10 protein-coding genes are annotated in these 12,666 nt (G+C 39.4%); 4 read left to right on the forward strand and 6 right to left on the reverse strand.

Going from position 1 to position 12,666, the window contains the following annotated elements:
- The first annotated feature begins 1 nt into the window (after position 1).
- Together trpB and trpA are read left to right on the forward strand one after the other, a co-directional pair.
- Positions 2–1,186 (forward strand): tryptophan synthase subunit beta, encoded by a 1,185-nt coding sequence (gene trpB / locus QMA08_RS02515; protein ID WP_290173558.1) that lies wholly within the window; start codon positions 2–4, stop codon positions 1,184–1,186.
- On the forward strand, positions 1,183–2,004 hold the full coding sequence (trpA, locus tag QMA08_RS02520; protein ID WP_024595006.1) for a tryptophan synthase subunit alpha: 822 nt from the start codon (positions 1,183–1,185) through the stop codon (positions 2,002–2,004). The genes trpB and trpA overlap by 4 nt, the downstream gene beginning before the upstream one ends.
- A gap of 66 nt (positions 2,005–2,070) precedes the next feature.
- Here the strand turns inward: trpA and QMA08_RS02525 are convergent, their stop codons facing one another.
- Both QMA08_RS02525 and QMA08_RS02530 read right to left on the reverse strand, forming a co-directional pair.
- Positions 2,071–2,649, reverse strand: coding sequence for a type 1 glutamine amidotransferase domain-containing protein (locus QMA08_RS02525; protein ID WP_007582489.1), 579 nt, complete (start codon positions 2,647–2,649; stop codon positions 2,071–2,073).
- Positions 2,650–3,030: 381 nt separating this feature from the next.
- Positions 3,031–3,300, reverse strand: a complete 270-nt coding sequence (locus QMA08_RS02530; RefSeq protein WP_007375441.1) for an HU family DNA-binding protein — start codon at positions 3,298–3,300, stop codon at positions 3,031–3,033.
- Between the two features lie 191 nt (positions 3,301–3,491).
- On the opposite strand from QMA08_RS02530, the gene QMA08_RS02535 reads away from it, so the two are divergent.
- Together QMA08_RS02535 and QMA08_RS02540 are read left to right on the forward strand one after the other, a co-directional pair.
- Positions 3,492–4,067 (forward strand): inner membrane-spanning protein YciB, encoded by a 576-nt coding sequence (locus tag QMA08_RS02535; RefSeq protein WP_033038311.1) that lies wholly within the window; start codon positions 3,492–3,494, stop codon positions 4,065–4,067.
- Between the two features lie 65 nt (positions 4,068–4,132).
- Entirely contained in the window at positions 4,133–4,774 is a 642-nt protein-coding gene (locus QMA08_RS02540) for a CPBP family intramembrane glutamic endopeptidase (RefSeq protein WP_039489977.1), read from the forward strand.
- Positions 4,775–4,908: 134 nt separating this feature from the next.
- Here the strand turns inward: QMA08_RS02540 and QMA08_RS02545 are convergent, their stop codons facing one another.
- The 4 genes from QMA08_RS02545 to prpF all read right to left on the reverse strand — a co-directional run bounded on the left by QMA08_RS02545 (position 4,909) and on the right by prpF (position 12,656).
- Positions 4,909–6,789: a hypothetical protein gene (locus tag QMA08_RS02545; protein ID WP_290173562.1), complete on the reverse strand. Its 1,881-nt coding sequence runs from the start codon at positions 6,787–6,789 to the stop codon at positions 4,909–4,911.
- Between the two features lie 9 nt (positions 6,790–6,798).
- Positions 6,799–7,890, reverse strand: coding sequence for a hypothetical protein (locus QMA08_RS02550; protein ID WP_290173563.1), 1,092 nt, complete (start codon positions 7,888–7,890; stop codon positions 6,799–6,801).
- A gap of 62 nt (positions 7,891–7,952) precedes the next feature.
- On the reverse strand, positions 7,953–10,988 hold the full coding sequence (locus tag QMA08_RS02555) for a hypothetical protein (protein WP_290173565.1): 3,036 nt from the start codon (positions 10,986–10,988) through the stop codon (positions 7,953–7,955).
- A 501-nt stretch (positions 10,989–11,489) separates the two neighbouring features.
- Positions 11,490–12,656 (reverse strand): 2-methylaconitate cis-trans isomerase PrpF, encoded by a 1,167-nt coding sequence (gene prpF, locus QMA08_RS02560; protein ID WP_290173567.1) that lies wholly within the window; start codon positions 12,654–12,656, stop codon positions 11,490–11,492.
- Positions 12,657–12,666 lie beyond the last annotated feature (10 nt).

Here is a 12,666-nt window from a genome sequence, read left to right on the forward strand (position 1 = left end):
AATGCAAAATCCAGCTTATTTTGGCGAGTTTGGCGGTATGTTTGTACCCGAGTTACTTGTCCCTGCGCTTAAGCAGTTAGAAAACGAATTTAACAAAGCACAAAAAGATCCTGAGTTTCAGGCTGAGCTAAGTAAATTATTAAACGAGTATGCGGGTCGTCCTACCCCACTTACTTTAACGCGCAATTTAGTTAAAAACCCAAAAGTAAAACTGTATCTAAAGCGTGAAGACTTATTACACGGCGGCGCACATAAAACCAACCAAGTACTTGGCCAAGCGTTACTTACTAAGCGCATGGGTAAAAAACAAGTAATTGCTGAAACAGGCGCGGGCCAACACGGCGTTGCAACCGCGCTTGCATGTGCACTACTGGGTTTAAAATGTCGAATTTATATGGGCGCAAAAGACGTTGAACGTCAGCAACCAAACGTATTTAGAATGAAGTTAATGGGCGCAGAAGTTATTCCTGTTACAGCGGGTTCTGGCACATTAAAAGATGCAGTAAATGAAGCCCTGCGTGACTGGTCAGCTAATTATCAAGGCGCGCATTACCTACTAGGCACAGCCGCTGGTCCTCACCCATTCCCAACAATTGTACGTGAGTATCAAAAAGTTATTGGTGAAGAAGCTAAACAACAAGTACTTAAAGCCGAAGGTCGTTTACCTGACGCTGTTATTGCCTGTGTTGGTGGTGGTTCAAACGCAATTGGTATGTTCACCGACTTTATTGACGAGCCAGGCGTTAAATTAATTGGTGTTGAGCCTGCTGGGAAAGGGCTTGATACAAATGAGCACGGTGCAACAATTTGTAAAGGCACTAAAGGCATATTACACGGTACTTACACGTACATTATGCAAAACGACGATGGCCAAATTGAAGAGTCTTACTCTGTATCAGCGGGTCTTGATTACCCTGCGGTTGGTCCTCAGCACGCATTTTTACACGAAACCGGTCGAGCGCAATACGTGGGTATCACAGATACAGAAGCGCTTGATGCGTTTCAATCACTTGCTAAAAACGAAGGGATCATTCCGGCGCTTGAATCAAGCCATGCGCTTGCTTATGCACTTAAGTATGCAGAAGAGCAAACCGAGGAAAGCGTTTTAGTTATTAATTTAAGTGGTCGTGGCGATAAAGATTTAGCACACGTTCACAATGTACTATCTGAAAGAGGTCAGCTATGAGCCAAGTAAAAACGGATCGTTACGGTAAAATGTTTGCAGCGCTTAACGAGAAAAAACAAGGTGCGTTTGTACCATTTGTAACAATTGGCGACCCAGGTAAAGAGCAAAGTGTTGCGATTATTAAAAGCTTAATTGACGGCGGCGCTGATGCACTTGAGCTTGGTATTCCGTTTTCTGATCCGATTGCGGATGGTCCTGTAATTCAAAAAGCTAATATTCGCGCACTTGATGTGCACATTAACACGCAAGATTGCTTTGATGTTATTAAAGAGATACGCGAGTATAACGCCGATATTCCAATTGGATTATTGCTTTACTCAAACCTTGTTTTTAAGCGCGGCATAGAAGCATTTTACAAAGATGCAAAAGCGGTAGGTGTAGACTCTATTTTAGTGGCTGACGTGCCTCTGCATGAATCTAAAATATTTAGAAAATCGGCGATGGATAACGGTGTAGACCCAATTTTTATAGCAACACCTAATGCGGATGACGACACACTTCGCCAATGCGCCTCTTACGGTCGTGGTTATACGTATTTACTATCGCGCGCAGGTGTTACCGGTACCGATACAAAAGCACAAATGCCAGCGGGTAATATTGTTACTAAATTAAAAGAATACCATGCAGCCCCTGCTCTTTTAGGGTTTGGTATTTCAACACCAGATGATGTAAAAGCGGCACTTAATGCAGGCGCAGCAGGTGCTATTTCAGGCTCTGCTGTAGTTAAAATTATTGAAGCTAACCTTAACGATTTAGACGCAATGACAACGCAGTTAAAAGCATTTGTTAGTGAAATGAAAGCGGCAACCGCATTATAAAAAGTGTAAATTTACGCATTAAAAAAGGGCATTTAAAATGCCCTTTTTTGTTTTTTAAAAAGCAAATTAGTGAGCTTGGTGTTTACCCTCTAAAATCTCTTCAATAAATTTAGCATTAAATGCTTCTAAATCAGCTGGGCTTCGGCTTGTTACTAAACCTTTATCTACACATACTTCTTGGTCAACCCAATTAGCACCTGCATTAATTAAATCGCTTTTAATACTAGGAAAAGAAGTAATGGTACGGTCGCGCAATTTATTAATTTCAGCTAACAACCACGGTGCGTGGCAAATAGCAGCAACGGGTTTGTTTTTTTCTGCGCCGAAAAAGCCATCAATAAATGCTTTAGCATCTTTATCTTGGCGTAAACTGTCTGGATTAAATAAACCACCAGGAAGCATAAGCGCGTCATAATCAGCGGGATCCGCGTTTGTAACTAGTTTATCTACTGTTACTTTATCGCCCCACTTGTCTTCATCCCAGCCAGTAATTTGACCTTCTTTAATTGATACTATTTCGATGTTCGCACCAGCATCAAGTAATGCGCTGCGTGGAGATAAAAGCTCACTTTGCTCAAATCCATCAGTGGCTAAAATTGCGATTTTTTTGCCTTGTAAACGTGTGCTTGTTTGTAATGTACTCATTGAGATCTCCTTATTTTCTTAAAAGGTATATTTAAAATACACAATCAAAAAAGCACGATGCGTGCCGATAACAAGCAATTGAAAATAAAGGATTTAATTTAAGTAGGATTTATAATCCATGTAAATTATTTAGAGATTATGAATAATGTACATAAGTGCGACTTTATTTCCAGCCCATGTAATTTAACACCACCAAAAGCGAGGTATAAAACCTCACCTACAGCATATTTCCCCATTGGTGCGTTTACTTCGCGCTCATGTAATTTAAAGCCATTAAACGCGACGTGTAATCCTGACCTACAGTATATACCCGTAGGTGCGAATTTACTTCGCGCTCATGTAGCTTATCTATCAATACGAGGTTTAAAACCTTAAATAAATTTAAAGCAGATCTTTTAACGCCTTAGCAGGTTTAAAAACCGCTTTATTTGCGCCTTCTATTTCAATTGCAGCCCCTGTTTGTGGGTTACGCCCAGTACGCGCTGGGTAATAACTTAGCGCAAAGGTACCAAAGCCATTAATTTGAACTTGATCGCCCTCAGAAAGCGATTTAGTAATGACTTTTTGCAAGCTTGAAAGTGCCGCTTGAGAATCTTTTTTTGTTAATTCACTTTTGTGTGCAATGGCAGCAACGAGTTCTGCTTTATTCATTTTAGGATCCTAAATACACGCCAAATCAGTGTTGGTTAAGCGTGGGAATATGATGATATGAAAAATACCAAACCAAATTGGTAATAAAGCCACGCAGGCTAAGGGTTACAGGGCAACAAGTCAACCTTGTAGTTGCTAAGCTTTATGTGGTAAAAAGCCTTTGACTCTTTTTTGTATAATTTAGGTAGTATATGCACGCATTAATTGAATACATTCCACTCATACTGTTTTTTGCAGTGTTTAAACTCGTCGATATTTATTGGGCTACCGGTTTATTAATGGCCACTACGCTTATTCAAGTTGCTTATAGCTACTTTAAACATGGAAATGTGCCTACTCGTCATTGGATATTTTTTGGCATTGCTGCCGTGTTTGGTACGCTAACGCTGGTACTTCATGATGAGCAATACATTAAATGGAAAGCAACACTCATATATGCAGGTTTGAGTTTAACGTTACTTGTTAGCCGTTATGTACTTAACAAAAACCTCGTTAAAAAAGCGCTTAGCTCAATCCTCGAAAATGCTAATGATACAAAGCAAGCCATTGTTGTCCCAGAACCATTATGGGATAAGCTTAATTTAATGTGGGTTGTAATTACTGCTGGCATCGCAGCACTAAACATTTATATTGCATATAATTTTTCGCTCGACTTTTGGGTTAACTTTAAAGTATTTGGTTTAATGGGTATTACCTTTGTAAGTATTTTTGCCACTATTATTGCCTTGTACAAATACCTCCCTGATGAAGAAGAACCTGCAAAGTAAGCCCCTCGTCATAAAAGTGTCGTCTTAGCTTGTTAGCTTATTAAAAAAAGCAAGTTGAGACGACCTTGAACGCTAATCAATACCGCTGGTTTGAATTTACCCTCATTTTTATATTGCTGCCCTTGTTGGGTTTTGGATTACGCGAGCATTTAGCTAATTGGCTTATCCCTGCGCTTATTATACTTATGAGTGTGTGTTGTATGTTGCTACTAGGCGATCCTCATTTTAAACGGTTTAGACTCACAAGCCTTGGGCAATTTTCTGCTGTTAAAAGGCGTTTGTTTAGCTTCTTTTTTTTAGGTGCGCTGTTCTCAGGCATGTTTTACGGGATTATTCATCAAGGCAACTGGTTTACCCTTCCCCGTAACTCGTTTAATGATTGGCTTTTACTGTTGGTGCTCTACCCAATACTGTCGGTTATTCCTCAAGAATTAATATTCAGAACGTATTTTTTTCATCGTTATAAACGCATCATGCCAAAAAAAGCAGTGCGTATTGTAGTCAGTGCGAGTGTATTTGCGCTGGCGCATATTGTGTATGCAAATTGGATTGCAGTAGCCTTAGCCTTTTTGGGCGGTTTACTGTTTGCGTATACCTACGCACAAAGCCGCTCAACGGTCGTGTGTGTTATTGAGCACAGCTTATGGGGGCTATGGATGTTTACACTTGGGATTGGCAACTACCTCGATTCAGGCGCATTTAACTAATATAACAAACATTAAAAAATCCGATACTAGAAAACTAATACCGGATTTCGAATAGTTATAAAAACACTTCACTCATCGCAAAAAGCGCTGAGCTATAAGGCATATGCTGAGTTTTTAAATATTTAATCTAATGGTTAAAATAACGACTCAAACTCACCATTTGGAAATAAAACACCAGGAATACCACGTACCGCAGTAACATCAGCTAGTTTAGTATCACCAAAATATAAACCGCCACTGTAATTACGGCCCTTTTGCTTTACATCTAACCAACGTCCATTTTCGCCTTTTGCTATTAGATTAATGTTGCCACTAACATCACGGATACGTAAATCTAACGCGCGGTTTTTTATGCTAACAAATATATCTGTAGAAGTAAGTTCTGATAAGTTTTCCACATCGCCTACGTACGCAAATTTAAAATCGCTTGCACCACTCAATGGAAAATCTAATTCAAAAGTAAATGCTAAATCGTCATTATCTTCACCAACAAAAGGCGAAGCCTCTACTGCTGTGATATGAAATGCAGTGCTTTGAATGTCGCTTACGTAATCACCATTAAAATCAAAAGTAGATAACGTGGTTGACTCCTCACCTAGTGAATTAACAAAACGATTTAAGTTTACTGATAAATCACCTTCGAGTTTACCCGCTGCTTTATTGATAATTACGTTGGTGGTTACCTGTGTAATACCCGTATCGGCTTCTGGGTTTAATTCACTTTGAGCATCTATGCCATCAAACTCAATCAGCAACTCACTTACATCCACACTTAATACCGTAGCACCATTTGTGACCGTTGCGCTCATTACACCTTCGATTTTATTACCTAATACACCACTTACTCTGAAAGTTGGAATTGATAAATCAATGGTTATAGGTAACTCATCATATGTGCCAGTAATAGCCCAAGTATAAGGTGATTGGTTGTAATCAATATCTAAATCACGAAGCTTATATTGCCCTGATGGTGTAGAGCCATCAGCTAGTGGTGAATAATTTGTGATAACTTCGTTTAAAGCATTACTAAGTGCATCAAGGGTTCTTTGTGTATCGTCATCAAACGCACCTTCAAGCTCAGTAAATTTTGCGTCTAATTCATCTGAATAGCTTTTTTCTTGAAGTCTTGCAACACCAATTATATTTCGCGTATCAACAAGTAACTCTCTTGAGTCTAAGCTTTGCACTTCTGCTGAGCGAGCCTGCCAATTTGTAAATGTAGTTACACTTGCAATCGTTTGCTTAACTTGACCAGCTACATTTTTCAGCAAAGCATTACCTTGGTCGCTAAATAAGTTATCTGTAACATACTGCGCTGCTAAATCGCTGTAATCTTGCCATGCTTGCTGGTCAGTCTCCAAGTTAGTAAATGCATTAAAAGCACTTTCAACACTAAACGAACTATCAGCAACACCAGCTAAAATTGCCGCGTAGGTGAAGGCATTTGTAACCATTTCTGCTTCAACACTTGCATTTAAATTACTGTGCGTTAAATGATAAAAAGGCGTGGCTGATAAACTCGCCTGCGTAGCACTAAAGCCTTCTTCTGTAATTGCTTTACTCAATGGCGATAAATAAACCTTATTTACACCCGGTGCACTAAATGCATCCGCTTTGTAATTAAGGGTAACGGCTGTCAATTCTTGATAGTCGATTAACCGGTTTGCGTTTAAGTCATTTACATCACCACGCACAGTTCTGCCACACCCTGTAAATCGCGGACAAGGTAGAGCTGTATCGCTAGGTATAAACTCAAAACTATTAAAAGTAAGTGGAGTTACACTTACACTCGCAGTATTGATGTTTTCGACTTCAATTGATTCTTGCACCACCCCATCGCTATCTAAAACATTAAGCGTGCCCTGTGGTGATTGCCAATTAGATACATAAAAACTGACAGAAGAAGATGTAGGAATTTCACTCACTGCAACAGATTCTGAACTGTCACTGTCTGATGAAGAACCACAACCGGCCAATGCAATAGCGACCCCTAAAGGTATAATTTGTTTTAACATCTTCATTCCTTAAAACTTAATGTTCACGTACCAATTCACATTCGCATGATAGGCTTTATCTAAATCTAGGCTATCAGTTTGTAAATTAAGACCAAAATATTCGTTTTCTATACCAACTAAAAATGCTTCGCTTTTTGTTTCGTAGCCTGCTTGTACTCGCCAATGATCCCAAAAGTGAATACGGCCTTTTAGTTGGCTAAACGTGTCTTTATCGTAACGTTTTAAAGTTAACTGAGTCGAGAATCGGTCGTTTATTCTGTAATCGGCAAATGCTTGGAGTCGCATTTCCATTTCGAAATCATGAGATACCGTATTTCCAAATGCAGATGTTTTTAATGAAACTGTTGGCTGAGTAATAATATCGCCGTTGTCATCTTCGCTAAATGGAATTTCAGTAGTTTGACCTTTTACGGAGCCGCTGTCTTCGTACTGTGTTTTATAGAGCAAATCTTTTACGCTAAAACCAACTTTAAGTTCGTCATTTACTTGCCAATCGGCAAAAATATCTAGGCTATAGCCTAGCCCTTCAGGCTTTTGTGAAGGTGTAAATTCTTTAAATAAAATATCTTTTGAAAAGTTGTAATCGACAGTTACAGCACCTTCAACTTCATCACTAAAAATCTCACCATTTACAGTGGCATCTTGATAGTGTGAGCTGGCAAAAACAGAAAGCTTAGGTGTTATTGTTAATGCATTTTTATCTAAAAATTTAAAATCATAAGATACGAATACACCATTAGACGTTGCTTGTTTAGCATCGAGGTAATAAGTATAAAATCTATCTTCAAACTCTAAATCATTCTTTTCGGTATGAGTATATTTAGCTGTATCAGGATCAAAGTTAAGAACATAGTCATAACGACTTTGTAAACCCACTTTAAAATTACCGTAGCCAACACCCACTTCAAAAATATTATAGGTAAACGCACTGTCACCCGATTTTAATGGTGCATCAAAATCATCTACAAAGGCTTGTACTGGTTGTGCTTCAGTATAAATTTCTGCGTCAAAATGAGTAAATATTTGAAATTGGTTATCTGCGGAAGCAAGAGGAGAAATAAAAGCTGTTGAAAATCCTAACAAGAGAATTTTTTTTTTCATAATTTAATCGCTTTCTATAAAAAAAGGGAAAAGCGCTGCTTTCCCCTTTTATAGTTTAAATATTACTTAGATGAATCAATTAAATCAACATCAGTGTAAGGCACTACATCACCATCGATGTAAGTGATAGATACACCGTTAGTAACTTTAGAAGCAGTACCAAATGACATCATTTCGCCATTGTACATAGCTTTAACATCACCAGTGTAACCTGTAGATTCCATACCAGTTAGAGATAATGTGTAACCCATTGCTGCGTCACCTTTAACCATAACTTCTAATGTACTTTCATCTTCATCACCACTACTGTCAACCATACCCATTACTTTAAAGTCTAAGTCGCCAGACATACCTTCAAGTGTAATACTTGAAGAATCTGATTCTTCAGTTGCAGTAAGGTTTAGCATACCAGTGAAACCAGAATCACCGTCCATAATTTCAACGTGGTTCCAAGCTTGCGTATCGATAATTTCAGCATCATCAATTGTGTCAGCATTTACTGCACCGTCAAATGTGAATATTAAACATGAATCAATTTGAGTAGCATCAATTGTGCCTGCAGCAAAATCAACACAATCTTCAAGTGCTTGTGCTTGTGTATCAGCAGTAACAAGTGAAACAGTTGCGTCATTTTCACCCATTAATGTAGCGCCCCAAGCAACAACTAATTGCTCGCCTTGGTAAGAAGCTGAAGCACTGATCATTTCACCGGTAGTTTCGTTCTCTAATTCTAAAACTAACGCATCTAAGTCATAGTTATATGACCAATCAGGTTGACGAGTAGAAGTACCTTCACCTGAGTTACCCATTTCAGCTAGTTCATCAATTACGTCAGCAAGAACGTCTGCTGCATCGATAACCGCTTGACCGCCAGTGTTAGTAAGCACAGTCATAGTCGATAATGACTCTGATGTAGCTTTAACAGAAGTTAGTACTTCAAGTTTAGCAACCGCCGCTTCAGCAACAAGTTGTAGGTTATAAGCTGTTACAAATTGCTCGCTAGCTAGGTCACCTTGAGCTACAGCAGCTGTTTGCATAGCTGTAAGCGCATCAATCATTGCTTGTGCGCCTTCGCCTTCAAGGTCTAGGTAAGCATTAGCAGCAACAAGTGCTTGCTCAATAGCAATTTCAAGTGCATCAACAGCAGCAGCAAAGTCAGACGCAGCAGTAACAGCAGTCATTGCAAGCTCAAGAGCTTCAGTTGCGTTTGCGGCTGTATCTACCATTGCACCTTCTGCGTTAGCAAGTGCGCTTGTAGAAGCTGCTTCAGCTGTGTCTGCTGCTGATTTTTTCTCATCAGCAACGTCTGCAGTATCTTCAGCAACTAGTTTTGCTGCGGCAAGAGCAATATCAAACGTTTCAATCGCTTCTTCTGCTTCCGCTACTAGTGCAGCTAATGCAGCGTCGTATGCAACTGTGTCAGTTACAGCATCAAATGCATCTGTTTGTAAAGACGTTGCAGAATCAAGAATCTGTTGGTAATCAGAGCTTTGAGTAACTAGCGCTTTTGCAGCAGTTACATAACCTTGTGATTTAACAAAAATAGAATCCGCTTTAACTGTTAAATCAGCTGTAGCAGCTTCATTTTTCAGTAATGTTACAGCACTTACAAATGCAGCTGCGTTATCAGCTGTAAGAGCGTCGCCACCCATTGCTTGAACATCAGCAAGTGAACTTTGAGCTGTCTCAATATCCATTTCTAATGCAGTAAGTGCAGTTTGTGAAGCTGTAACTTCTACTGTTAAAGCAGCTGCTAGAGCTGTATAAAAATCATCTCCAACTGTACATTCTGCACCAGTACAACCAATTACTTCTAGTGCTTTTTTAACTTTTACTGCAGCGGCTGCAAGGCCGGCATCAGTTGCTGCACCATTTTTAACAGCTTTATCTTTAGCAGCTTTTGCTTTTTTAGCAACATCAGCTGAGTTAGCAGCAAATGCAACTATCTCACCAGCAGTAGGAGCTGGAGTTTTTGCTGCGAAAGCGGCTTCTAACGCAGTTTTAATGTCATCTTCAGTACCAGTAGCAATGGCAACAAAAACATTTGCAGTATTTGTAATAGCTGTTTGTAACATTGTAGCTATTGCAGCAATGTCAGCGTCAGCATTACCTTTAAACTGGCCTGATTTAATACCAGCTTTAATGCTGCTCATTACATCACCAATTGAAGGTAAACCTTGAATTGAAGATGAAAGCTGTGCAATTGCTAAAATACCGTCAGTAAGTTCTTCTTCGCCATCAACATTACTTAAATCTACAGCGCCGCCGTTAGATAAATCGCCAATAATAGCAGAAAGTAAAAGTGCTGCGTCTTGACCCATTACTTGTACAACAGTGTTTAAGCTAGCTGTAGCAATAGCGTCTTCATCTACACTTGAACCTGAGTCAAGAAGAAGAGCCGCCACTAATGATGTTAAAAAAGTAACATTAGCTTTATAAGAACCTATAACATTATCGTCGCCTGCAGAACCGCTCGCTCCAGATGTATCTGCTTCAACAGCTGGAATAAACTTAACAACTGAAAGCTCTAGGTCAGTTTTGTACCATTCGCCAAACTCAATATAAGTATCACCATCATTTTCGTCGTCAACTTCTGGCGCTTCATCGTAAGTGCCACAACCTACGTAAGCATCACAACGTAAAAAGCTATCATCGCCTTCTTCAGACGTTTTAACAGTAATGTAAACAGGTCCAGTAAAATCATCATCTAGGTAGATGCTGTAACGACCGTTTTCATCAGTTAGCACTTCAGGGTTAGCGGCAATTTTACTTGCTTCTACCGCTGCATCTGCAGCATCTTGTGATAGTGCTTCTTCAGAAAAAGACTCAGCCTCTGCTGAAGCAGCTGAGCGAAATGCAACAGGAACGCTTTGACCAGATGCATCTAAAGTCATTACAGTTACTACTGCACTTTTCATTGAACCTTTAACTGCTTTACCTGTTACTTCAATGTTAAATTGTGCATCGCCCGTTGCAGTGAAAGATTCTACAGGTGTAACAGGAATATTTCTGTCGTTATCAGAACCACATGCTGTTAAGCCTAATGTAAGTGCAACTGAAGCTGCAATAGGTGTAAATTTGATCGTACGCTTTACCATTTATTTCTCCTTGATAGCCTGGAATGAGTATCAGAAATTAGTTTAGTTGATAGTGATTTATGTAAGCTTTTATATTCAAAAAGCATCAAAAAAGTACACAATCATAACTTTTGTTACTAGAACATTAAAAATACCATTAAGCTATATAGTTATGCTACATATTTATACGTTTTATAGAAGTATTTATCTTTATTCTATGAGCTACTTCTTTATCAGCATCTCTATTATTCAATAACCTATAGACACTCATAAAGAACCAGCACATATTGATACAATATATTCACTTTATTAAATGAATATTACATACAATCTAGTTTGTTAATTATATTCTTCAAGTAAATGCGGTGGATGAGAGCTAAAAAAGACGATAATTCGAAAAATTAATGAAAAAGGATTATTTCTAACGAGTATGAGTAGGTTTTACTTTAGCTAAGCAAACGTTTATAAAATTTGTTTGCTTAACTAAAATAAATGTTTAGTTGCGCTTAACTTCACCAGTGATTAGTAAGGGACTCTTACAATCCCTTCCATTAATACACGTGCACTTCGGCTCATACTTGCTTTGGTAACTAGCCAGTTACCTGCAGTATTTTTAGCCTCAGCACCTACTTTTAGGGTGCCCGACGGATGACCAAAGTTAACTTCACTCAATGCACCGCCACCAGCGGCTATATTTACGAGTGTGCCTTCAATTGCTGCAGCAGTGCCAATAGCTACAGCAGCTGTGCCCATCATGGCATGATGCAGTTTACCCATCGACATTGCGCGTACTAATAAGTTGATATTGGCAGCCTCAATCATTTTACCGCTAGACGCTTTGTAATCTAAAGGCGCTGCAACAAACGCAACCTTTGGCGTATGTTGGCGAGCTTGCGCTTCACTAATGTTAGTGATTAAGCCCATTTTAACAGCGCCATAAGCACGAATGGTTTCAAGCTTTTCAAGCGCTGCAACATCGTTATTTATATCGTCTTGCAGCTCTGTGCCGGTATAATTAATATCAGTGGCGTTAATAAATACAGTAGGAATACCTGCATTTATCATCGTGGCTTTTAAAGTACCAACACCTGGAACCTCTAAGTCATCAACTACGTTACCTGTTGGGAATAACGCGCCATCTCCATCAGCCGGGTCTATAAATTCAAGTTTTACTTCAGCTGCAGCAAATGTAACGCCATCGAGCTCAAAGTCACCGGTTTCTTGTACTTCGCCATTGGTCATAGGGACATGCACTAATATGCTTTTTTTAATATTAGCCTGCCACACACGCACAATAGCAACACCGTTATCGGGTACTTTGCTTGTATCGACCAAACCATTACTAATGGCAAAAGCCCCCACTGCTGACGTTAAGTTGCCGCAGTTACCGCTCCAATCTACAAAAGGTCTATCTATCGCCACTTGACCAAACAAGTAATCAACATCGTGGTCGGCTTGCTCACTTTTACTTAGGATTACGGTTTTACTAGTGCTTGATGTAGCGCCGCCCATTCCATCCGTTTGTTTGGCATACGGATCGGGGCTGCCAATAACACGCAGTAATAAATTATCGCGCGCCTCGCCTGCTACTTGAGCAGGCTTTGGCAAATCGGTTAAATTAAAAAATACACCTTTACTGGTGCCGCCACGCATATAGGTTGCAGGCACTTTAATTTGCGGTTTAAACATAGTGCTTGAC

Origin of the sequence: Pseudoalteromonas sp. APC 3355 (genome assembly GCF_030407615.1) — a bacterium.
In the GTDB taxonomy this organism is placed as follows: Bacteria; Pseudomonadota; Gammaproteobacteria; order Enterobacterales; family Alteromonadaceae; genus Pseudoalteromonas; species Pseudoalteromonas distincta.